This is a genomic window from Tenacibaculum sp. (assembly GCF_050290165.1).
In the GTDB taxonomy this organism is placed as follows: domain Bacteria; phylum Bacteroidota; class Bacteroidia; order Flavobacteriales; family Flavobacteriaceae; genus Polaribacter.
The window spans coordinates 120,541-142,459 of sequence record NZ_JBNKHD010000015.1 but is presented as its reverse complement, the minus strand read 5'-3'; the positions used below and the strand labels follow the sequence as shown (position 1 = coordinate 142,459).

Below are 21,919 nucleotides of genomic sequence, written 5' to 3'. Positions count from 1 at the left end.
TTTCTGTTATTTTGAAAAATATTCAATAAAAACTGAAATTTTTAAATTTCAACTAAAAAAACTATCTTTGTAACCGTACCTAAATTAGATGATTATGACGCAAAATACCGAAATAGCTAATACTCAACAGCTTTCTTTTCAAGATTTTAAAAACGAAGTTTTAAATGATTATAAAATTGCTCGTATTAGTAGAGAATGTAGTTTGCTAGGAAGAAGAGAAGTTTTAACAGGTAAGGCTAAATTTGGAATTTTTGGTGATGGTAAAGAAGTACCTCAATTAGCAATGGCTAAAGCCTTTCAAAATGGAGATTTTCGCTCGGGGTATTACCGTGACCAAACCTTTATGATGGCTATAGGTGAATTAACTCCGCAACAATTTTTTGCTGGTTTATACGCACATACTGATATTGAAATTGAACCAATGTCGGCAGGTCGCCAAATGGGAGGTCACTTTGCAACCCACTCTTTAGATGAAAATGGGAATTGGAAAAATTTAACTGCTCAAAAAAATTCATCTTCTGACATCTCTCCTACAGCAGGTCAAATGCCTCGCTTATTAGGATTAGCGCAAGCATCTAAAATTTACAGAAATGTAAAAGGGTTAGAAAAACACACTAATTTTTCTATCAATGGTAACGAAGTTGCCTGGGGTACTATAGGAAATGCTAGTACAAGTGAAGGTTTGTTTTTTGAAACTATCAACGCGGCTGGTGTTTTACAAGTTCCAATGATTATGAATGTATGGGATGATGAATATGGAATCTCAGTACATGCGCGTCATCAAACAACTAAAGAAAGTATTTCAGAAATCTTAAAAGGTTTTCAACGCGAAAATGGAAGCAACGGGTATGAAATTTTTGTAGTAAATGGATGGGATTATGTTCAATTAGTAGATACCTACAATAAAGCTTCTCAAATTGCAAGAGAGCAACATATACCTGTATTAATTCACGTAAAAGAATTAACACAACCACAAGGACACTCAACTTCTGGTTCACACGAACGTTACAAGTCGACTGATCGTTTACAATGGGAGCAAGAGTTTGACTGTATTGCTCAAATGCGTAAGTGGATTTTAGAGTTTGAATTAGAAAATGAGAATGGTGAAACGTTAAAATTTATTGATTCAGAAGAGGATTTAATCAATATTGAAAAAGACGCTAAAAAAGAAGTTAGCAAAGCGAAACGTGATGCTTGGAGTGCTTACACCGACGAAATAAAAAACGAAGTTATAGAAGCTGTTGCTTTACTAGACACTGTCGCACAAAAGAGCAACAACGGTTCCTTTATTACAAAATATAAAAACGATTTAGCAGCAATTGCTGAACCAATACGAAAAGATATCTTAGTAGCGGCACGTAAAACGTTACGTTACTTAAGAGATGAAGATTTTGCTGAAAAAACAGCTCTTAAAAACTTTATCAAAGCTTCGATTGATAAAGCTGCTGTAAAATATTCGGCGCACTTATTAAGTGAAACCGAATTAGCAACTGAAAATGTTCCAGCTGAAGCTCCAACCTACGCTTCAGAAACAAATATGGTAGATGCACGTATTATTATGCGTGATAATTTTGATGCAATTTTGGCAAAACATCCTGAGGTATTAATCTTTGGAGAGGATGCTGGTTATATTGGTGATGTAAATCAAGGATTGGAAGGTTTACAAGAAAAATTTGGTGAATTACGTGTTTCTGACACTGGAATTCGTGAAGCTACCATTTTAGGTCAAGGTATTGGTATGGCAATGCGTGGATTACGTCCGATTGCTGAGATTCAATATTTAGATTATTTATTGTACGCCTTACAAATTATGAGTGATGATTTAGCCACACTACGTTACCGTACGTTTGGTAAACAAAAGGCACCTTTAATTGTTCGTACTCGTGGACATCGTTTAGAAGGAATTTGGCACTCAGGTTCTCCAATGGGAGGAATTATCAATAACGTAAGAGGTATTCACGTATTGGTTCCTCGTAACATGACCAAAGCTGCTGGATTCTATAATACCCTATTAGAAGGTGATGATCCTGCTTTAGTAGTAGAATGTTTAAACGGATACCGTTTAAAAGAAGAATTACCAACCAACTTAGGAGATTTTAAAACTCCTATTGGGGTTGTGGAAACCATCAAAGAAGGAAACGACATTACTATAGTTTCTTATGGTTCTACTTTACGAATTGTTGAAGAAGCTACTAAAGACTTAGCTCAAGTTGGCATTGATGTAGAAATTGTAGATGCGCAAAGTTTATTACCTTTTGATATCAATCACGATACGGTAAAATCGGTTGCTAAAACAAACCGTTTGTTAGTAGTTGACGAAGATGTTCCTGGAGGAGCTTCAGCATATTTATTACAAGAAATTGTTGAAAACCAAAATGGTTACAAACACTTAGACAGCAAGCCACAAACCTTAACAGCAAAAGCACACAGACCTGCTTATGGTACTGACGGAGATTACTTCTCTAAACCATCTGCTGAAGATATTTTTGAAAAAGTATACGAAATTATGCACGAAGCAAATCCTGCTAAATTTAAGAGTTTATACTAGTCAGAAATAGACCTATAAAAGAGTAAAATAAATCTCGTGAATTTTAAAATTCACGAGATTTATTATTTACGCAATAGACTATTTCCTATTGCACATTGTAAACAACGTTTCTGTGTGCAATAGTTGTTTTTCAATTCCAACAAAGCTTGGGTTTCAAAAACATTCTTTGCTTCAATTTTTAATTCAGAAAACTTGTTAATAATTGAATTTTTCTCAGGTTTTAATTGCTGCATTAATTGCAATAATTTTTCTTCATTTACCTCTCCTCTTTCTTGCTCATATACAAACTTTAAAGGAATGATTGTATTGACAACGAGTAAGTCTATAAATGATTTTGTAAGCTTTTTAGATGATTTTTTAGAAGTGGTTTCAAAAGTATAATGTGTTTTCCAAAAGTCATTCACTTCTACTGAAAACAACATATAAAAATTTTGCAAACTAGATACTTCTAATATTTGAGAAAATAAATGTTGATGTCTGCAGTATAATGCTACCAACTGAGCCATTCGAATTGATGGAAAGTTATTGGGACGCATTCTAAAAAACTGAAATCGATGTTTCGTTAACGGTTTCAATTGATACTTATGTTGTAAGTACTTATATTCTTTTTGAAGCCCTAAATAATAACTATCTTCAATTTCATCTGCTAAAAAACCTGCTTGTCCAAACAATAATGCTGACAATTGTTCTTGGTTAAATCGAACTTTTCGCAGTACCGAAAAATCAAAAGAGTTCGACAACTCAAAAAAGGCCTCTCCATTTACTTTCAATCCGAAATTCTTTGCCAATAACTTAAATAATACTGCTTCATAATCATTATTGGTTCTAGCTAATAATCCCTTAATAAAAACAGCTTTGTTTTCTAAACGTTCAAAATACAAGCGTTCTAACCAATTATGAAGCAAAAAAGAATCTACTTCTGCTATTTGCTTTTCACAAGGAATCCAACGTTGTTCTTTTGAAAATAACTCTTGATAATTTATTAATACTTCTTTTTGAACAAATTGCTGCAATTCTACAGTAGGCAAAGGAAGATTATTTTTCATAAAAACATCAGTATCATAATTCCAAACTACATGTAAAATTACTGCGTCATAGTTTGAATCTTTTTCATGATGATGCGCATACCAGTCAGATGATTTTAGGTGAATCTCAACATTCCCAATCCACAACTGACCTTCAATTTTTAATTCTGCATTCAAAAAATCAGGTCCAGAATTGGTATTATAAACTCCCGAGTTAATTACCTCAATCGTTTCACCTTTAACAGATGTTAAATTGGTAACGTTAAATAATTTGTACTGCCATAAAAAATGTAAAAACTCTTCTTTCATAACATTTCCTTTTCATTTTCATTTTCAAGGTACAAAAATATTCTCTATGATATTATCAATTTTTATTATCCAAAGTGCTTTTAGACGATTTCATATTAGAGTACTTTTGACAAGTAAAAAAAATTAAACGAATGAATAGTATTGAAAATTTACAATGGCGTTATGCTGTTAAAAAATTCGACGAACATAAAAGTCTTTCCGAAGAACAAATCAATATCTTAAAAGAAGCTTTTAATTTAACGGCTACTTCTTACGGATTACAACCTGTAAAAATGTTAGTTATAAAAAACAAAGATCTACAACAACAATTGGTAGAACACTCTTGGAATCAGCCTCAAGTTGTACAAGCTTCACACTTACTGGTTTTATGTATTCCAAAAGAATTAACTACAGAACACGTTGAAAGCTACTTTAAATTAGTAAAAGATATTAGAAACACTCCTGATGAAATTTTAAATCCATTTAAAGAGTACTTAACAAACGACATTGAAAACAAATCGCAAGAAGTTTTATTTCAATGGATGAAAAACCAAGCATATATTGCCTTAGGAAACTTACTAACGGTAGCAGCCTATGAAAAAATAGACTCATGCCCAATGGAAGGTTTTGTTCCAGAAAAATATAACGAAATCTTAGAATTAGACAAATATAATTTACAGTCTGTTTTAGTATTACCTGTTGGTTTTAGAGCAGAAGACGATTATATGAAGGACTTAAAAAAAGTACGAAGAAAAACCGAAGAAGTGGTTATTGAACTTTCTTAGAAAACTTGAATTATGAATTACGAATGATAATTTTAGTACATTCGTAGTTCATAATTTAATTGTATGCAACCACTACAAATACTACTCCTCATTTTAGCTTATTTTGGTGTATTAATTCTCATTTCGTACATCACCGGCAAATCAGCAAACAACGCCACATTTTTTAAAGCAAACAATTCTTCTCCTTGGTATTTAGTTGCTTTTGGAATGATTGGTGCTTCCCTTTCAGGAGTAACCTTTATTTCGGTTCCTGGATGGGTTGAAGGTCAACAAATGGGTTATATGCAAATGGTATTAGGATATGTATTAGGGTATGCTGTAATTGGACTCGTATTACTCCCTCTCTATTACCGATTAAATTTAACTTCTATTTATACTTATTTAGAAGGTCGCTTCGGAAGATACTCCTATAAAACAGGCGCTTCTTTTTTCTTACTTTCAAGAACTGTTGGTGCTGCTTTCAGATTGTTTTTAGTAGCCAATGTTTTGCAATTAATCCTGTTTGATGCATATGGAATTCCTTTTTGGGTAACGGTAACCATTACTATTTTACTTATTTGGTTGTATACCTTTAAAGGCGGTATTAAAACAATTGTATGGACTGATACTTTACAAACGCTCTTTATGCTAATTGCAGTTGGTGTTTGTATTGTTATGATTAAAGATGCAATGCACATAGACAACCTATTTTCGTACGTTGCTAATAATAACTTATCAAAAACCTTCTTTTTTGACGATGTTAAAGCTGGAAATTATTTTTGGAAACAGTTTTTCTCTGGAGCTTTTATCGCTATAGTAATGACGGGGTTAGATCAAGACATGATGCAAAAAAACTTGACTTGTCGTAACTTAAAAGATGCTCAAAAAAACATGTTTTGGTTTACTATTGTCTTAGTAATTGTAAACTTTTTCTTTTTAGCCTTAGGCGTCTTGTTAACGGATTATGCTACCGCTAATGGTTTAGACGCTCATAAAGACAACTTATTCCCAACTGTTGCCATGAGTGGGAATTTAGGAATTGCTACAGCATTGTTCTTTTTATTAGGATTGATTGCCGCAGCATACTCTAGTGCCGATAGTGCTTTAACTTCGTTAACCACCTCATTTAGTATTGATATTTTAGAGATTGATAAAAAAGATAACGAGCAAGAAAAAGAAAAAACACGAAAGAGAATTCACGTGTTATTCTCTTTCATTTTGGTAGCTACCATCTTAATTTTTAAATATTTTATTGCAAACGAGAGTGTAATTGCTAAAATATTTCAATTTGCAGGGTATACCTATGGTCCGCTATTAGGGTTATATGCTTTCGGGTTATTCACCAAACTAAAGGTGAAAGACAAATTGGTTCCTGTCATTTGTTTAATTGCTCCAGTATTAACCTATATTATTAGCTTTTACAGCAAAGAAAAATTGGGCTTTGATTTTGGATTTTTTGTCTTAATTTTAAATGGATTCTTGACTTTCTTAGGATTATTAACTATTAAAACATCAAAAAATGCCTAAAAAAGGAAAAGCAAAAAACACCGTAAACAAAGCGAAGCATACACGCTTGATGAAACAAAAGGAAAACAAACTTCGTCTGGAAAAGCAACGTACCAAAGAACGTTTGAAAGCCATTATTAAAAAAGTGAACGAACAAAAAGAAAATGACAGCACAACAGATAATTAAAAAGTTTGACTTAACGGAACATCCTGAAGGTGGTTATTTTAAAGAAACTTACAGAAGCAATGGAATCATTAAAAATGAACAACTAGGTTCAAATTTTAAAGGAGACAGAAATTATAGTACATGTATTTATTTTTTATTGACTTCTAAAAAATTCTCCGCTTTTCATAAAATTAATCAAGATGAAATTTGGCATTTTTATAAAGGAAGTTCTCTGAAATTACATATAATTTCTCCACAAGGAGATTATTCTTTTGTTCTCATAGGAAATGATATAGAAAATAATGAACAACCACAATTTGTAGTTCCTGCTGGTTATTGGTTTGCTGCAGAAGTTGTTAAAGAAAACTCTTATACTTTTACTGGTTGTACTGTTGCCCCAGGCTTTGATTTTAACGATTTTGTGCTACCTAAAAGAGAAGAGCTCATACAGCTATTCCCTCAGCATAAAGAAATTATAAGTAAACTGACACATTCATAGCCTCCTAATAAAACCTAACACTTTTCAGTGTCAACCTATATATTTATTATAAAAAACCGATAGTAAAACTATAATACTATCGGTTTTGAGCTTACATAAACGCTATTTGAATCCCCATCAATACAAATATTGCTCCTGAAATTTTATTCAATCGTATTCCTATTTTTTGATTTTCTTTAATTTTTTTTGAAAACGCTCCTGCAAACGATGTTAAAATTAAGTACCAAATCGTCGTCATAACTGCATAAGAAACCCCCATAAAAATAAACGGCATTGGGTTTTCTATTTGGTCAGAACTAATAAATTGTGGAAAAAACGCTAAAAAGAATAATGCAACTTTCGGATTTAATATATTCGTTATAAACCCTGATTTAAAATCACTTTTTGCAGAATTTTTCTTTTGTTCTTCATCAAGATTTTCAATCATTCCTTTCCTAGATATTATTTTCATCACTCCTAAATAAATTAAATAGGCCGCTCCTAAATATTTTATCAATGCAAAAAATATTGCAGATTTAGCTACAATAATTGACAGTCCTAATGCTCCAAACAAAGTATGCACCAAAGCTCCTGTATTCAAACCAAAAGCAGTATAAACTCCAGATTTTCTTCCTTGACTTATTGATTTATTAATCAAAAAAATAGTTTCTATCCCTGGCGTTAAAATAAAAAGAATTGTCGCCACAAAAAATGCCATAAAATTTTCAACTCCCATCTTTATCAATTTAAAATAATTACAAAGTTTTTTTATGCAAATCAACAGCAGTATCCTTTATTAAAAAATACTTATTTTTGATCTATTAATGCAAAAAACGCATTAGAATGACCTTTCAACAGATTCGATACTTTTTAGTTCTTGCAGAAGAGCTCCATTTTTGGAAGACAGCAGAAAAGGTATACACCTCTCAATCTTCTTTAAGCAGGCAAATTCAAGCCTTAGAGGAAGAATTGGGTATTACCTTATTTGAGCGCGACAAAAGAAATGTAAAATTGACTGATGCGGGTATGTTTCTTAAAAAAAAGTGGGAAGATTTATTAGATGAATTTGATCGCACACACCAGCATGCTAAAAAAATTGAAGAAGGCTCTTCTGGGCTTGTTAGTATTGCTTACCCAGGTTCTATTTCTTACAACTATTTACCAGAATTACTTAAAATATTCTCTGACGAAAAACCCGATTTAAAAGTAGAGCTTATGGAGCCTATTGATATTAGTATTGAAAATCTTCTTACTAATTATCAAATTGATCTTGCTTTTAGCAGAAATGAAGTTTTAAACTCTTCTATTTTATCTGAAAAACTGTATGCTGAACCTGTTTGTCTTGTTGTTCCTGAAAATCATTGGCTAACAACTGATAATTTTGTTGACTTAAAAGATGTAAAAAACGAAAAATTTATCATTTCTGGTTTACATCATACGACTTATTTTTCTTCGTTGCTTCGCAATATTTTTAACACCTATGGTTTTGAACCTAAAACTCATATTGAATCTGATTTTGGAAGTATGATATTAAATCTAATTTCAAAAGGACTAGGGATTTCTATCCTACCCTACTCTTTTCAGTTTTCGTTAAACTCCAAAGTCCGCTTTATCAAACTACCCGAAAACACTGAACTTTTCATCAATTGGCGTAAAAATGACGACAGAAAAATTATTAAAGATGTAATTGATTACTCTATTAAACTAGGAAAAAGTTACTACCAACGATTTATTTAAAATCCTAAGCGCTTCTTTCTTAAGAAAACTTTTATTCTTAAATTGTAAGAAAAAAAGGGACGCCTCGTTATTAACACTATAAATAACAAACCAATGAATAAGACAATAATCGTCATCTTTTTACTAATGGGTTTAAGTACTACTTATGCCCAAAACTGGCAAACAGATTTTTCAAAAGCAAAAGAAATTGCCATACAAGAAGACAAACCTATCATTCTTGTTTTTCAAGGATCAGACTGGTGTATTCCATGCATGAAATTGAACAAGGAAGTTTGGAGCACTAATACTTTTAAAGAATACGCAAAGGAACATTATGTGATGTTACAAGCAGATTTCCCTAGAAAGAAAAAAAACACACTGTCTGAAGAACAACAAGAAGCCAATGCTAAACTATTTGAAACTTACAATAAAAAAGGTTTCTTTCCTTTGGTTGTAATACTGGATAAAGAAGGTAAAGTATTGGGTGAAACAGGGTATAAAAAAACGACTCCAGTATCTTATATTGACGAAATAAATGCTTTTATTAAATAAATTAACTCCTTTTCTTCTAGTCTTCTTAGTAGTTACAGGTTATGCTCAACAGACGTATCAACGTACCCTTAAACTAATGGGTAGCCGTTTTGATATTACGGTAGTTGCAAATGATTCTGTACAAGGAAAGAATAATATTGATATAGCTATATCAGAAATTACAAGAATTGAAAAACTAATCTCTTCTTGGGATGTTAACTCACAAACATCAAAAATTAACAAAAATGCAGGAATCAAACCTGTAGTTGTAGATGCAGAACTTTTTGAACTTATTAAAAGAGCTATTTCTATCTCTAAACTAACTGATGGAGCTTTTGATATTAGCTACGCTTCAATGGATTGCATCTGGAAGTTTGATGGCAGTATGACAAAAATGCCCTCAGCAGATAAAATAAGTGTTTCTGTGGCTAAGGTTGGATTCCAAAATATTATACTTGACAAAAGCAAAAACACCGTCTTTTTAAAAGAAAAAGGAATGAAAATTGGCTTTGGCGCTATCGGAAAAGGGTACGCCGCTGACAAAGCAAAAGCACTTCTTATATCAAAAGGAGTCACTGCAGGTATTATAAATGCTTCAGGAGACATGAATACCTGGGGAAGCCAACCTAATAGCAAACCATGGAAAGTTGCTATAACTAACCCTATGAATAAGAATAAAGTATTTGCGCTTTTCCCTTTAGTTAATAGTGCTGTAGTTACATCAGGAAATTATGAAAAATTTGTAAATTTAAACGGAAAACGATATACACACATTATAGATCCTAGAACTGGGTATCCTTCTAGCGGAATTATTAGTGTTACTGTTTTTGCCCCTAAAGCGGAATTAGCAGATGCCTTAGCTACATCAATCTTTGTGATGGGAAAAGATGTAGGCTTAAATAGAGTTAATCAATTACCAAAAGTTGAATGTATTATTATTGATGAAAAAGGCAATATTTCAACTTCAAAAAATATAACGATAGATAAAATATGAAAAAATTAATGATTGCTATTATTGGTACTTTTTTCTGTACTAGTTGTGTAGTTGTAAAAGAATACGAAAAAATAAACATTAATGACCCTGATATGGCGCTGACAGAAAAAAAATGTGACCGCTATGTAACTACCATGCATTCTTATAGAGAGGCTGCCTCTGGTGCTAATGGTGGTAAAACTGGAGGTGGTTGTGGCTGCAACTAATGTATTAAACCTTTTAATAATTCTAATTCAACTTATAATTTGAAATATTTTTTATCAATAACTTTTTTGTTTGCATCACTTTACAGCTTCTCTCAACAAGCAAAAGACTCTGTTAAAGTATACAAAAAACGTGTGTTAGAAACTGCTGAAGTAGATTTTTTAACAAGCTATTATAGCCAAGATGGAGATAACGCTGCAGTAAGCGGTGGGGTTGGTACCGAAGAATTAACCGACCTAACTGCTGACATTGTAGTTTCAATTCCGTTAAACGATGATGATGTGTTAACTTTAGATACAGGTATTTCTGCCTACACCTCAGCTTCATCAAGTAATGTAAACCCTTTCGATAAAGGTTATGCCGATCCTTTTCAAGCTTCTACTGGTGCATCGCATACCGATTTATGGTTTAATTTCTCTGGAAATTATAGCCATAGTTCTGACGACAGAAACCAAATTTGGACAGCAAAAGCCTCTGTTTCTTCTGAGTTTGATTACTCTTCAATAGGTTTTGGAGGAAGCTATACCCGACTTTTTAACGAAAAAAACACAGAACTTAGCATTAGTGCTAATATATATTTAGACACTTGGAAAACTATTTATCCATATGAACTAAGACCTTTTTCTGCCGGTGGAGATGGTATAAATGATGGGCTATTTGTTCAATACGGAGTTACAAATTATAGTCCTATTTTTAATGAGTTTTCTAGTAAGAATAGAAACTCTTATTCCTTTGGTCTTGGGTTTTCTCAAATTTTACATAAAAATGTACAAGGCTCATTAGCTTTTGACCTTATCAAACAAAACGGTTTGCTTGCTACACCATTTCAAAGAGTTTATTTTAGTGATATAGCCGACTCTTTTATTCAAAATTTTCAATTAGCGGATGCCAACGAAAAGCTTCCTAATAACAGACTTAAAATAGCTATGGGAGGTAGACTAAACTGGTACTTAAATGAATTGCTTACTGTGCGTACTTTTTATCGTTATTATTTTGACGATTGGGGAATCAATTCTCACACAGCCAGTATTGAAATTCCTATAAAAATTACAGATAAATTCACACTGTATCCTTCATACCGATTTTACAATCAAACAGCTGCAGATTATTTTGCCGCTTACGAAAAACACTTGTCTACAAACAAGTTTTATACCTCGGATTATGACCTTTCAGAATATTCTTCCAATCAATTTGGTTTTGGAGCTTCTTATACAGACATCTTTTCCAAAGCACATATATGGAAGTTTGGACTCAAAAGTATTGATGTAAAGTTTTATAAATATGACAGAAATACAACTTTTAATTCAAGCTTAATAACAGCAGGTTTTAAATTTATTATGGATTAACAAAACTCTTAAAAGCAAACGCCTCGAATTAAAAAGTAGAGGCGTTTGCTTATGTATAAGCTTATCTGAATCTTAAATCATAGGAAATCCCTAAAGTATATAGCAAAAAGTACTCGCCACGATCAAAACTTTTTTCTTCACGTAAAATATTCACAAAAGTCTTCCAAGCATGTTTTTTACTAGAAGAAGTAAATGCATATTCCCCACTAATTTTCTGAGTTTTTAAATCAAAAACTACCGTTTGCTCGGTATTAACTGGATACCTATCTATTTCTGGAGAAAACCCTGCACCTACCGCTACACCAAAGTAATTATCCGCATCGCTATAATATCTTCGATACGTTAAAGTCCCAGATTTACTTGTTCCATTATCATTAGGAGTAATGTAAGTTTGAAACGACCAATAACTATTTCCAGTGTACCATCCTACAGACCCTGTATAAATAGTAGTAGTTTCCGAAAACTTCAATCCTCTAAAACCCAAGGAAACTTCTAAGCTGTATGGTAGTGTTTTATACAGTTCCGCACCATAGCGTATTTTAGGAAACAAAGCATCACTTGAAAAACCTCCACTAATATATGCATACAAACCTTCTACAATTCTCGGATACATATCCAATTCATACTGAAAATTATCGGTATCGAATCTTCGCGAATAATTTACTTTACCAATAATACTACCATATTTTGTTTGCCTTGAATATCGAACTGTACTGTAATAAGACGGATCTCTTTCATCCTTGTTATACAAAATCATTGAATAGTTCAATCCAACACTGTTAAAGCGTAGCGTGTTCATTAAGCTTTCCTTGTAAGAAATAGCTTTGGTATTATTACTATCTATTTCAATTATCTTATCTAAAGTTCGTAATGCATCTTCTGGCTTTTGAAATTTTTCTTCGGACTTTGCTTTTAAATAGAGTAAATCGGTATCATCTGGAAAATATAACAAAGCTTTTTTTACTAACTCATATGCCTTATACGGCAATTCTGCATATAACTCGTTATTAATTGCCCCCACCCAATCGCTCTTTCTTTTAGCATCTTTTTCTAACACATACTCAAACTCTGTTCGGGCTTGTTTATAGTTACCATCCCAAGAATATGTGCTGGCTAAAAACGAACGTACATCCAAGTAATTTGGATACTTTGTTAAAATAAATCGTAAAGTATCTTGTGCCTCTTTGCGTTGTTTATTAAAAGCCAATTCTCTTGCTTTTTCAAAAGCCACATCAGGATCTCCTTGAAATGTCTTTTTCTGAGAAAAAACAGAACATACACACAATATTAACACTATACATAAGCTATAACTTTTCCCTTTTAACATCATTATTTTAGAACTTTTTTGAATTTTAAATACTCTTCATTTTCTGGATATATTTCTAAAAGACTATCTATAACCCTAATCGCTTGTTCTTTTTGTGCTAACTTTTGGTAGCCCATTGCTAATTTAAAAGCTATACTTGGATTCTTAATTTTATTTCTAATTGCTTTTTTTGCTGTAATAACGCTTTTACTTTCTTGACCAGACCATCGATATGTATCTAACAAAGCCAAATAAGAATCATCATAAAACGGATGTCGATTAATAGCTTCTAACAACAAAGGTTCTGCTTCATTATACTTTCCATCCCAAGATAAAGTTCTTCCTTTTAAAATTCTTGCATCTACATGATTTGGCATACTGTTTAAGATGAAATCACATAACAACCTTGCTGTTTTTCTATCTCCATCAAATGCTTTAGCTCTCGCGATTAAAAATACCTCATCAAACGTTTTTCCTTCAGTAACTTCTCTTATTAATTCTTTTTCCTCTATTGAAAAATCAACTTTATTTCGCTTCTTACGCGCTTCAGTAAATGGATAAATTTTATCTTGTTGCGCGACATAGTTGTTTATTCTTTTAAAGTTATTGAATGACTCCTTAACAGTCTCCAACATTTTATTGTCATTAATTTTATACACTTCAAATGAACTGTTTATTCTATACAAGCTTCCGTCTGAATATAAATAATCATCATAAATAAAATCTTTCAGTCCACCTTTATAACGTATTAGCCCTATTTTATGAGTATTCCTAAACTCTTTAACCGTATCTAAACCAGTTCCCATCCACGCAGTTTGTTTTAATGGTTTTAGGAAATAATTATTACTTAAAAAAGAATAGATACTAGGAGCTACATCCCAATGAGAAGAAACCGATTTGAATCGCTGTGGTTTCTTTAGCATTGGACTATAAATAAGTAGTGGAACATGAAACCTACACAACTTATCTTTTTGTTCAATTGGGATTAATCGATGGTCACCTGTTATAATAAAAATTGTGTTTTCTATATTATTTTCTTCCTCATAATCTTTCATAAAAGTCTTTAGAGCATTATCACTATAAAGTAATGTTGCATAAATTTCCTTATTACTCTGAATCTCTCTTTTCGAAACCCCAAACCTTTGCGATGTATTTAAAACACTATCAACTTTCATTTCATATGTAGCCTTATCAGGAAATATAAAAGGTTCGTGGTTGCTAAGTGTTGATATAACATCAAATCTTGGTTCTTTCTTTTCTTTTAAAGTACTCAATACTTTTTTAAACATTTCTGCATCTGGATACCCCCAAGAAAAACCATCAACACTTCCTGCTTTTATGTACGACGGTCCAAACTTATTATCGTCTACAATAAAATCAACATCATTGTATTCTAAAAAGTTATCAATTTTATCAAAACTTGATGGAGCTCCAGTATAATAGGATGTTGTGTAACCATTTTCTTTTAACAGATTGAATAATGATAAGTGAGTTGGGGTTTTAGCAAGCTCTAAAAAACCAGTATCTCCAAAAGGAAGAGAACCTATTAAAGAAGGTAATACCCCAAAGGTTCTTCCTGTATTACTCACAAAATTCTCCCAATACAAAGAATTCGTTATTAAACTATCTACATATGGTGTAAATCCACTATACGAATTCCCATCAACGAACTCAGTCCCCAATCCCTCAAAAATAACGACTACAATATTGGGTTTTTGTAACTGCTGATTAAAGAATGGACCTAAAACATCTTTCGTTTGTTCTGTTAATTTTAGAAGAGGATATTCATTTTCTATTGTAACCTCATAAGTATTCGCTTCTAGCTTCCCTAACTTAAATTGTAAAACATCAATTGCTAAAAACCCTATTTTATTTTGATACTTGGCTTCATTAAATTCTGTTGCAAAAAACTTTAACGGAACTACTAATATTAATAACACCAATAATATTTTTAAAGGAAAGGCATCAGACATCCTCTTCTTGAAATAATATAGAATTATCAAAAAAAGTACAGGAGCTACCAAAAAAAGAAGGCTATTTACAATTGAAATCGACTCTGAAGAAACTACAGTTTTATAAATATCATTATACGAATACCCTAGAAGATCTGCCCCTAAGTTTAGTAACGTTATCGAGCTATACTTTACCAGTAAAAATTCCCCTAAAACAAGTAGTATTCCAAAAACACCAAACAGCAACTCTCCATGTTTTTTAGGTCCTAAGTTGAATACATAGTAAATAGGAAAAAACAAAACACCCAATATTAATACTACCAAAAAATCATGTAACAATTTATAGGCTATAAACTGAAGTATTTCTACTGTCGTGATTGTTCTAAACTTAATAAAAGCTTCCACAAAGCTCATTAGCCAGAATGTTACTATTAATGCAACAATAGCTTTAGAATAAATAAAAATAGATTTCTTCAACAAGCTTGTTTTCATACTTTATATTTATTAGTCAATCCTTTTCTTGTCATTTCTCCCCATCTTAGATTTTTGTTAAAATAATAGTCTATATTCCCTTTGATTGCCGCATATAACACTATGGGATGTAAAAGAAAAGGCTCTAAAAGAGCTGACACAACCAACTGAGCTCCTACTCCTTTCTTTTTGTATTGATGAAAAGTAAACTCCTCTGAAAAAACAGCTAATAAGGTGTAAATAACAGATGAAAAATAGGCTGCTAAAAAAAATCCTAGTGCATAATCCCATTGAATATTTCTTATAAGAAGCAATAAAATGAAATATATAATTCCTAATATTTCAACAATGGGAGCCATACGCTCGAAAAGAAACCAATAAGGAAAACTTAACATTCCTAAAACTCTATATTTAGGATTAAACCCAATAACCCGATGTTCTTTTAATGTTTCTATGGTTCCTCGTGTCCATCTATTGCGTTGTGAGATAAAAGTTTTATGATTTTCTGGAGCCTCTGTCCAACATAAAGGATCTGGTATATATGCTACTTTATATTCTTTCTTTTGCTCTTCCATGTACCTACGCATACGAACAACAATTTCCATATCTTCACCAACTGTTTTTGTATTATACCCTCCTACTTTAATTGCTATATTTCTATCAAACATTCCAAATGCTCCGGAAATAACCAATAACCCATTTAACTTACTCCAAGCCATCCTTCCTAACAAAAAAGAACGCAAATACTCTAGTATCTGCAATCTAACCAGTGTTGTTTTAGGGTAATTTATATCAATTAATTTTCCGTTCTCTATAACACAAGAGTTTGCTATTCTTATAACTCCTCCAGAAGCTATAACCTTTCTATCTGTATACTCTAAAAAAGGTTTAATCATTTTTTGTAGGGAGTCTTCCAACAACAAACAATCTACATCAATACATGCTACATAATCATTATTACTAATGTTTAACCCCACATTTAAAGCATCTGCTTTTCCTCCATTTTCTTTATCAACCACAATAAGTCTTTCAAAAGCAGGATTTTTAGACCTAAACACTCCTGCTCTTAAAGGTTTTGTTTCAATGCGCTCATTGATTAAATACTCTACTCTTTCCAATTTATAAGCTTTAATCAACCTGTCTAAACTATCATCGGTGCTCCCATCATTTACTATAATGACATCGTAATTTGCATAGTGAGCAGAAAGCAAAGACCTTACATTCTCTACAATATTTAAACTTTCATTATAAGCAGGCGCTATAATTGAAATACCTGGTGCTAATTTTGAGGATAAAATTTCTTTATAATTAACGAAACTATTTTTTCTCAAATACGAAATCGTTTCTTTTCCTGAGAAAACAGCAAGTATTCCATACGACAAAAGCACTAAAAAAGAGTATGCTAAAAATAAAAAGTGAATGACTAGCAATACATAATATGTAATCTGTTGTGTATCCATAGCTTTCTTTTTCTTATGGGTTATTTTCTAGATAATTAAATACCTTAAGATTTGCTAACACATCTATTTCATTTTTCAACCCAACAAACTTTGGGGTATCTATTTGTTTCAAAATTTTTAAGGCTAAAACTTTTATTTCAAAAACTTTACTGCTTATATGTTTTAACACAAAAGGTTTTTCTTCTCTAGCCCCTATATTTTCTAGCAGCTCAAATACAGCAATTTGTTCTTTTACATTTAAATTTTCATAAGCATCAATAAGTTCCTGTTTTGCTTCAGCTATATACAAATAGCTTAAAACACGAATAGTCTTTAATCGTATTTCTTTGTTTCGATGCTGTATTAAGTGTAATAATTCTTTTTGAGTTTCTCTTAAGTTATAAACCTTCACTAACTCAAGAGCTAACAATATTACATAGTCATTTTTAGATCTTAGCCATTTTTGAGCTTTAGGTACACCTTCTAACTTTACTCCCTGTAAAGCGTCAAGAATACCTATTTGATCCCAAATTGATATTGTAGATGTTAAATCATCTAAAAAATCAAGTCCTTTAAATCCAAACAAATTGATAAAATATAAATATGCCTGACGGCGAACCTCCATTTTTGAATGATTAATACATTTTGCTACTTCATTTTGAGCATCAAATACTTTAAATCGTCTTAAATCTCTAATTCCTATTGCTACAATATGCCACCTTTTACTATGTAACTTAGACATTGCTTGCTTGTCTAACCCCAATTCTTTATACAGCTGATTAATAACACCAACCATATCTCCTGAAACTTCGCCTTTCAATTTTAAAAGTGCTGTGATAAATATTCTTCTATCTAAACTCTTTTTTAAACTTAGTTTTAGTTTACCTATAAATTCCTGCTGAGAGCTGTTTAATTCTTGAGTATCTTCGTTTAAATATAAGTAGTCTACAATTCTTTTTTCATACTCTTTACTTCTAGCTTTTATAAAAACCTCTTTCTTTCTTAAACGAAATCTTGTCACTTTTAATAAAAAGATAAGACTTATCATTATAAAAAAGAAAACAATAGCAAGTATCCAGATTATTTTGACGATAGACGGAAAGTCTTCAAAAAAAGAATTAATAAATAGAGGGGGGACCATAAAGCTGAGGGATTAGTTTACATTACATAAGCATACGTTTAACCCTTATTATCAACTCATTAGGAATTAATGGCTTAACCATAAAATCATTAGCTCCTAAATTAAACGCTTTCGTTACCATTTCTTCTTGACCTGAGGCAGAAAAGACAATAATAGGGGTATTCATTTTTAATACATTTCTAACATGACTTATAACCTCTAAGCCAGAAAGATAGTCCATCATAATATCTGTTAAAATTAAATCAGGTTTGTGAGTTTCAATAAGGTCAATTGCTTTTTGACCATCTTCAGCAACAAATAACTCATAGCCCTCTTTTTCTAATTTCAACTTAATTAATAATAAAAACACTGAGTTATCCTCAGCTATAACAATTTTTTTTGCTTTATTCATTAAATTATTATCTATCTATTTTTTTTATTAAATTTATACACATATGACACCTTCTACTCAAATATACTAAAAATATATCAGTATTTGTCATATATAGTTTAGATTAAACAGTACTAAAAATTGCGCACATGTTACATAACAATTGTTTTAATAGTGAAGTTGTTGATTTAGGTTTTTTAAATGAAAATCTTTCTGGTGATGTTGAACAGTACTCTGAAATGATTTCTATTTTCCTAATACAGAGTAAAGAAAAAATTGCAACCCTCAAAAAAGCTATTAGTGAAGAAAACTTTACTTTAATTAAAGAAGCTTCACACTTTTTGAGATCTTCATTTACCATTATGGGATTAAAGTCTAAAAATTTACTTGATGAAATTGAAACCTTAAGCTCTGAATTAAAAGATATTGAAAAAATAAAAACACTCACTAATTCTGTATTAGTCAATTATGATGAAAGCGTTATTGAGTATGAAAAAATATTATCGTGTTTTGTAAAAAATAACAACTAGTCATTTTATCAAATCCCTCAACTAATTAGCTACATGAAAACGCAAAAATTTAAACACTTAGATTATATCCTAACTTCTCTTATTTTACTGTTTAGTACGTTTACCATGTTTGAGTGGATTTTTCACAAACGAATTTTATTTACAGTTAATGAAGATGGAGCCACCACTAAATTTAATACCGCTTTTTTATTTCTTATATCTGCAATTTGCCTAATTATTAGCAGAGGAAAACGAAAACAATACAAAAAGCCTTTTTTACTTCTCACCTACTTAATACTAGTTATAAGTACATTAACACTTATAGAATATACCTTTCACATCGATTTATATATTGATAATTTATTTGTAAAAGACACTATTACAAAAACACATCCGGGAAGAATGTCAGAAGCTACTGCTGCCTGTTTTTTCTTTTTCTCCATAGGGCTCACTGGATTAAAATCTACTAACAGAGTCTATATAGCTACCACACAACACGTTGCTCTTATTACAACCGCGGTTTCGTCCATCATTATTATTTCTTTCGCTTTAAGAGTACCTGTAGAAGCTAAGATTGAATTTTTTAGAACAATGTCTATTCAAACATCTGTAGCTTTTGTTCTTATTTCTTTTTTACTAATACTTAAGTCTTATAATATTGGATTTAAAGAAACAATCTTAGGAAATAATTCTGGTAGTAAATCACTACAACGCTTATTGCCTTTTATAGTATTAATTCCTTTTTTCCTAAGTTTCTTGATGCTTACACTCATTAATGAGAACGTTATTGGAGCACAATCGGGTATTATTGTTTACACTTTAATACTTATTCTCTCTGGTTTTTTGTACACTTATATTATTTCTATTGGGCTAAATAAAACTGATTATCAACGAAAAAGACTAGAAAAAAACTTAATTAACAAAAACCGAGAATTACTACAGTTTAAAGAGGCTTTAAATAAAATAGCTATTGTGGCCATTACTGATGAAGATACGAACATAAAGTATGTAAACGAAAACTTTTGTGAAATTTCAAAATATTCCAAAGAAGAAATCATAGGAAACACCAATGAAATTGTCCGTTCCGATTATCATCCTGCTTCTTTTTACACTGATGCTTGGTTAACAGTTTCTTCTGGAGAACCCTGGTTTGGAGAGGTGAAGAGCAAAGCAAAAGACGGGTCCTTATACTGGACAGAAACCGCTATTGTACCTCTTAAAAATACAATAAACCATATTAACGAATACATGGCTATTCAACTAGACATTACTCAACGTAAAGAAGCAGAAGAACTACTTGCTTCTAAATATGTTAAGACTTTAGAGCAAAAGAATAAAGAACTAGAGCAGTTTAGCTATATTACTTCTCATGACTTACAAGAACCTTTGAGAACAATCTCTACTTTTTCTGATATTCTTTATACGGATTACTATGATAAATTAGATGAAAACGCAAAACAACTTTTTACTTTTATAAAAAAAGCTACCAACAGAATGAGTAACTTAATCACAAATCTATTAGACTATTCTAGGTTAGGTCGTGAAAAAGAGTTATCAAAAGTCAATTGCAATGTCTTAATTAAGGATATTATAGAAGATTTAAATAACATTATTACAAAAACAAAAACAACAATTGTTTATGATGATAATTTACCTATTATAAATGCTTACCCTACAGAGCTTCGATTACTATTTCAAAACCTTATAAGTAATGCTATCAAGTTTTCTAAAAAAGGCATCCCTCCTGTTATTACCATAAAAGCAAAACAAAAAAAATACGCATGGAAATTCTTTGTAAAAGACAATGGTATTGGAATACCTAAAAAATTTCAACACAAAATTTTTGCTATCTTTCAACGTCTACATTTAGATGGTGAGTATGAAGGCACCGGAATAGGACTAGCTCATTGCCAAAAAATAGTAGGCTTGCATGGTGGTGAAATTGGAGTAAAATCAAAACCAGATGAAGGAAGTACTTTTTTCTTCACAATACAATACTAAACCAATTATTATGAAAAAACTACATACTATCTTATTAATTGATGATGATCCTGCTACAAATTTTCTTCATAAACTACTTATTGAAAAGGAAGATTGTACCGAAAACATTGTTTGTAAACAAAGTGCTGAGGAAGCCTTAATTTATTTAGAGTCTAAAATTGAAGGACAATACCCACACCCCGAAATTATCTTTTTAGACATTAACATGCCTAAGATGAACGGCTGGGAGTTTCTTGAAGAATATAAAAAGTTTGACAAAGAACAGCAGGCAAAAAAAATTATTATTATGCTTACAACTTCTTTAGACCCTCATGATCGAGAAAAAGCTAAATCTATTAGTCAAATTAATGAATTTCAATCCAAGCCTTTGACTTCTGAAAAACTAAAGGAAATTCTGGCTACAAATTTTCCAAAGATATTCAGTTACTCAAAAAATTAACTTTTTAGCATAAAAAAAAATCCCAGTTAACTATGTTAAACTGGGATTTAAATTTTTATTCCTTAAACCTATTGGTCAATTGAACCTAAAACGCGTTTCATAAAACTATTTAACGCTTCTTTCTTAGGTGTTCCGTCTTTAATCATTTTATCGACTTCAATTGCTCCATACATATTAGAGATTAACTCACCTATTACATCTAGTTCTTCATCTTTTAATGATGGAACTTCTGTTAAGGCTTCAAGAGTTTCAATAGTTTCTAGTACGTAATCCTGGTCGTTTTCTTCAATAAAAGAAGTTAAGTGTTTAATTATTGGTAATTTCATAATTAAGCAACTTCATTTACTAAATCTTTCAATACATCAAACTTGTTCGTTTGTGTTTGATTCACAAATTTACCATCAACAAATGTTGCAAAAGTTGGTAAATTACTTACATCTGCTAACTTTCTGCTTTCTGGAAACTTTTCTGCATCAACAATTACGAAAACCATCTCTTCATTTTCAGAAGATAACTTCTTAAATTTAGGTTTCATAATACGGCAGTTACCACACCAAGTAGCTGAAAACTGTACTACTACTTTCGAGTTTCCTTCAACAACTTCCGATAAATTATCTTGAGTTAATTCTTGTACCATAGTCTTGTACTTTATTAGGTTTCGAAAGGAGTTCGTGCTCGACCCCTTCACTTATCTCACACGAACTTTGTTCCTTTCCTAACTGTAT

General features: G+C 31.4%; 22 protein-coding genes. 13 read left to right on the top strand and 9 right to left on the bottom strand.

All coding sequences use genetic code 11. The annotated features are described in order from the left end of the window. Positions 1-94: 94 nt before the first annotated feature. Positions 95-2,548: an alpha-ketoacid dehydrogenase subunit alpha/beta gene (locus ACQY6M_RS11685; protein WP_428742076.1), complete on the top strand. Its 2,454-nt coding sequence runs from the start codon at positions 95-97 to the stop codon at positions 2,546-2,548. A gap of 62 nt (positions 2,549-2,610) precedes the next feature. Here the strand turns inward: ACQY6M_RS11685 and ACQY6M_RS11680 are convergent, their stop codons facing one another. After that, positions 2,611-3,882 (bottom strand): DUF2851 family protein, encoded by a 1,272-nt coding sequence (locus ACQY6M_RS11680; protein WP_428742075.1) that lies wholly within the window; start codon positions 3,880-3,882, stop codon positions 2,611-2,613. A gap of 131 nt (positions 3,883-4,013) precedes the next feature. Between ACQY6M_RS11680 and ACQY6M_RS11675 the strand changes: the two genes are divergently transcribed. The 4 genes from ACQY6M_RS11675 to ACQY6M_RS11660 all read left to right on the top strand — a co-directional run bounded on the left by ACQY6M_RS11675 (position 4,014) and on the right by ACQY6M_RS11660 (position 6,796). Next, positions 4,014-4,646: an NAD(P)H-dependent oxidoreductase gene (locus ACQY6M_RS11675; protein ID WP_428742074.1), complete on the top strand. Its 633-nt coding sequence runs from the start codon at positions 4,014-4,016 to the stop codon at positions 4,644-4,646. Positions 4,647-4,709: 63 nt separating this feature from the next. Next, on the top strand, positions 4,710-6,152 hold the full coding sequence (locus ACQY6M_RS11670; RefSeq protein ID WP_428742073.1) for a sodium:solute symporter: 1,443 nt from the start codon (positions 4,710-4,712) through the stop codon (positions 6,150-6,152). Continuing rightward, positions 6,145-6,318 (top strand): hypothetical protein, encoded by a 174-nt coding sequence (locus ACQY6M_RS11665; RefSeq protein WP_166627783.1) that lies wholly within the window; start codon positions 6,145-6,147, stop codon positions 6,316-6,318. Before ACQY6M_RS11670 ends, ACQY6M_RS11665 begins: the two co-directional genes overlap by 8 nt. Further along, positions 6,296-6,796 (top strand): cupin domain-containing protein, encoded by a 501-nt coding sequence (locus ACQY6M_RS11660; RefSeq protein WP_428742072.1) that lies wholly within the window; start codon positions 6,296-6,298, stop codon positions 6,794-6,796. The genes ACQY6M_RS11665 and ACQY6M_RS11660 overlap by 23 nt, the downstream gene beginning before the upstream one ends. Positions 6,797-6,887: 91 nt before the next feature. Here the strand turns inward: ACQY6M_RS11660 and ACQY6M_RS11655 are convergent, their stop codons facing one another. After that, positions 6,888-7,511, bottom strand: a complete 624-nt coding sequence (locus ACQY6M_RS11655; RefSeq protein ID WP_428742071.1) for a LysE family translocator — start codon at positions 7,509-7,511, stop codon at positions 6,888-6,890. A 107-nt stretch (positions 7,512-7,618) separates the two neighbouring features. Here ACQY6M_RS11655 and ACQY6M_RS11650 point away from each other — a divergent pair, with 107 nt between their 5' ends. From ACQY6M_RS11650 to ACQY6M_RS11630, 5 genes are all read left to right on the top strand, one after another. Then, positions 7,619-8,512, top strand: a complete 894-nt coding sequence (locus ACQY6M_RS11650) for a LysR family transcriptional regulator (RefSeq protein WP_428742070.1) — start codon at positions 7,619-7,621, stop codon at positions 8,510-8,512. 93 nt (positions 8,513-8,605) lie between these two features. After that, the gene (locus ACQY6M_RS11645; protein ID WP_428742069.1) at positions 8,606-9,043 is read left to right on the top strand and encodes a thioredoxin family protein; all 438 of its coding nucleotides are present in this window, start codon (positions 8,606-8,608) and stop codon (positions 9,041-9,043) included. Continuing rightward, the gene (locus ACQY6M_RS11640) at positions 9,027-10,016 is read left to right on the top strand and encodes an FAD:protein FMN transferase (RefSeq protein ID WP_428742068.1); all 990 of its coding nucleotides are present in this window, start codon (positions 9,027-9,029) and stop codon (positions 10,014-10,016) included. Before ACQY6M_RS11645 ends, ACQY6M_RS11640 begins: the two co-directional genes overlap by 17 nt. Then, the gene (locus tag ACQY6M_RS11635; RefSeq protein ID WP_428742067.1) at positions 10,013-10,222 is read left to right on the top strand and encodes a DUF4266 domain-containing protein; all 210 of its coding nucleotides are present in this window, start codon (positions 10,013-10,015) and stop codon (positions 10,220-10,222) included. The genes ACQY6M_RS11640 and ACQY6M_RS11635 overlap by 4 nt, the downstream gene beginning before the upstream one ends. Before the next feature lie 66 nt (positions 10,223-10,288). Continuing rightward, positions 10,289-11,566 carry a DUF3570 domain-containing protein gene (locus ACQY6M_RS11630; protein ID WP_428742066.1) on the top strand — a complete coding sequence of 426 codons (1,278 nt, stop codon included), beginning with the start codon at positions 10,289-10,291 and terminating at the stop codon, positions 11,564-11,566. Between the two features lie 61 nt (positions 11,567-11,627). Here the strand turns inward: ACQY6M_RS11630 and ACQY6M_RS11625 are convergent, their stop codons facing one another. The 5 genes from ACQY6M_RS11625 to ACQY6M_RS11605 all read right to left on the bottom strand — a co-directional run bounded on the left by ACQY6M_RS11625 (position 11,628) and on the right by ACQY6M_RS11605 (position 18,266). Then, positions 11,628-12,896, bottom strand: a complete 1,269-nt coding sequence (locus ACQY6M_RS11625) for a YaiO family outer membrane beta-barrel protein (RefSeq protein WP_428742065.1) — start codon at positions 12,894-12,896, stop codon at positions 11,628-11,630. Continuing rightward, positions 12,896-15,316 (bottom strand): sulfatase-like hydrolase/transferase, encoded by a 2,421-nt coding sequence (locus ACQY6M_RS11620; protein ID WP_428742064.1) that lies wholly within the window; start codon positions 15,314-15,316, stop codon positions 12,896-12,898. The genes ACQY6M_RS11625 and ACQY6M_RS11620 overlap by 1 nt, the downstream gene beginning before the upstream one ends. After that, positions 15,313-16,755 carry a glycosyltransferase family 2 protein gene (locus tag ACQY6M_RS11615; RefSeq protein WP_428742063.1) on the bottom strand — a complete coding sequence of 481 codons (1,443 nt, stop codon included), beginning with the start codon at positions 16,753-16,755 and terminating at the stop codon, positions 15,313-15,315. The genes ACQY6M_RS11620 and ACQY6M_RS11615 overlap by 4 nt, the downstream gene beginning before the upstream one ends. 13 nt (positions 16,756-16,768) lie before the next feature. Next, positions 16,769-17,755: a HEAT repeat domain-containing protein gene (locus ACQY6M_RS11610; RefSeq protein WP_428742062.1), complete on the bottom strand. Its 987-nt coding sequence runs from the start codon at positions 17,753-17,755 to the stop codon at positions 16,769-16,771. A 142-nt stretch (positions 17,756-17,897) separates the two neighbouring features. Beyond that, entirely contained in the window at positions 17,898-18,266 is a 369-nt protein-coding gene (locus ACQY6M_RS11605) for a response regulator (protein ID WP_428742061.1), read from the bottom strand. A gap of 128 nt (positions 18,267-18,394) precedes the next feature. Here ACQY6M_RS11605 and ACQY6M_RS11600 point away from each other — a divergent pair, with 128 nt between their 5' ends. From ACQY6M_RS11600 to ACQY6M_RS11590, 3 genes are read left to right on the top strand one after another with little or no spacing between them, the layout of a single operon-like run. Further along, complete coding sequence (locus ACQY6M_RS11600) at positions 18,395-18,775, top strand: Hpt domain-containing protein (RefSeq protein ID WP_428742060.1); 381 nt, start codon at positions 18,395-18,397, stop codon at positions 18,773-18,775. A gap of 33 nt (positions 18,776-18,808) precedes the next feature. After that, a complete protein-coding gene (locus ACQY6M_RS11595; RefSeq protein ID WP_428742059.1) occupies positions 18,809-20,755 on the top strand; it encodes a sensor histidine kinase in 1,947 nt (648 codons plus the stop codon). 10 nt (positions 20,756-20,765) lie between these two features. Continuing rightward, positions 20,766-21,194, top strand: coding sequence for a response regulator (locus ACQY6M_RS11590; RefSeq protein WP_428742058.1), 429 nt, complete (start codon positions 20,766-20,768; stop codon positions 21,192-21,194). Between the two features lie 68 nt (positions 21,195-21,262). On the opposite strand, the gene ACQY6M_RS11585 is transcribed toward ACQY6M_RS11590, so the two are convergent. Together ACQY6M_RS11585 and ACQY6M_RS11580 are read right to left on the bottom strand one after the other, a co-directional pair. Beyond that, positions 21,263-21,520, bottom strand: a complete 258-nt coding sequence (locus tag ACQY6M_RS11585) for a DUF6952 family protein (protein WP_428742057.1) — start codon at positions 21,518-21,520, stop codon at positions 21,263-21,265. Between the two features lie 2 nt (positions 21,521-21,522). Next, a complete protein-coding gene (locus ACQY6M_RS11580) occupies positions 21,523-21,831 on the bottom strand; it encodes a thioredoxin family protein (protein ID WP_428742056.1) in 309 nt (102 codons plus the stop codon). Positions 21,832-21,919 lie beyond the last annotated feature (88 nt).

Excerpts from the sequence above, each read along its gene's own strand:
- ACQY6M_RS11685 (WP_428742076.1), top strand. The coding sequence starts at position 95 with ATGACGCAAAATACCGAAATAGCTAATACTCAACAGCTTTCTTTTCAA.
- ACQY6M_RS11680 (WP_428742075.1), bottom strand. The coding sequence starts at position 3,882 with ATGAAAGAAGAGTTTTTACATTTTTTATGGCAGTACAAATTATTTAAC.
- ACQY6M_RS11675 (WP_428742074.1), top strand. The coding sequence starts at position 4,014 with ATGAATAGTATTGAAAATTTACAATGGCGTTATGCTGTTAAAAAATTC.
- ACQY6M_RS11670 (WP_428742073.1), top strand. The coding sequence starts at position 4,710 with ATGCAACCACTACAAATACTACTCCTCATTTTAGCTTATTTTGGTGTA.
- ACQY6M_RS11665 (WP_166627783.1), top strand. The coding sequence starts at position 6,145 with ATGCCTAAAAAAGGAAAAGCAAAAAACACCGTAAACAAAGCGAAGCAT.
- ACQY6M_RS11660 (WP_428742072.1), top strand. The coding sequence starts at position 6,296 with ATGACAGCACAACAGATAATTAAAAAGTTTGACTTAACGGAACATCCT.
- ACQY6M_RS11655 (WP_428742071.1), bottom strand. The coding sequence starts at position 7,511 with ATGGGAGTTGAAAATTTTATGGCATTTTTTGTGGCGACAATTCTTTTT.
- ACQY6M_RS11650 (WP_428742070.1), top strand. The coding sequence starts at position 7,619 with ATGACCTTTCAACAGATTCGATACTTTTTAGTTCTTGCAGAAGAGCTC.
- ACQY6M_RS11645 (WP_428742069.1), top strand. The coding sequence starts at position 8,606 with ATGAATAAGACAATAATCGTCATCTTTTTACTAATGGGTTTAAGTACT.
- ACQY6M_RS11640 (WP_428742068.1), top strand. The coding sequence starts at position 9,027 with ATGCTTTTATTAAATAAATTAACTCCTTTTCTTCTAGTCTTCTTAGTA.
- ACQY6M_RS11635 (WP_428742067.1), top strand. The coding sequence starts at position 10,013 with ATGAAAAAATTAATGATTGCTATTATTGGTACTTTTTTCTGTACTAGT.
- ACQY6M_RS11625 (WP_428742065.1), bottom strand. The coding sequence starts at position 12,896 with ATGATGTTAAAAGGGAAAAGTTATAGCTTATGTATAGTGTTAATATTG.
- ACQY6M_RS11620 (WP_428742064.1), bottom strand. The coding sequence starts at position 15,316 with ATGAAAACAAGCTTGTTGAAGAAATCTATTTTTATTTATTCTAAAGCT.
- ACQY6M_RS11615 (WP_428742063.1), bottom strand. The coding sequence starts at position 16,755 with ATGGATACACAACAGATTACATATTATGTATTGCTAGTCATTCACTTT.
- ACQY6M_RS11605 (WP_428742061.1), bottom strand. The coding sequence starts at position 18,266 with ATGAATAAAGCAAAAAAAATTGTTATAGCTGAGGATAACTCAGTGTTT.
- ACQY6M_RS11600 (WP_428742060.1), top strand. The coding sequence starts at position 18,395 with ATGTTACATAACAATTGTTTTAATAGTGAAGTTGTTGATTTAGGTTTT.
- ACQY6M_RS11595 (WP_428742059.1), top strand. The coding sequence starts at position 18,809 with ATGAAAACGCAAAAATTTAAACACTTAGATTATATCCTAACTTCTCTT.
- ACQY6M_RS11590 (WP_428742058.1), top strand. The coding sequence starts at position 20,766 with ATGAAAAAACTACATACTATCTTATTAATTGATGATGATCCTGCTACA.
- ACQY6M_RS11585 (WP_428742057.1), bottom strand. The coding sequence starts at position 21,520 with ATGAAATTACCAATAATTAAACACTTAACTTCTTTTATTGAAGAAAAC.
- ACQY6M_RS11580 (WP_428742056.1), bottom strand. The coding sequence starts at position 21,831 with ATGGTACAAGAATTAACTCAAGATAATTTATCGGAAGTTGTTGAAGGA.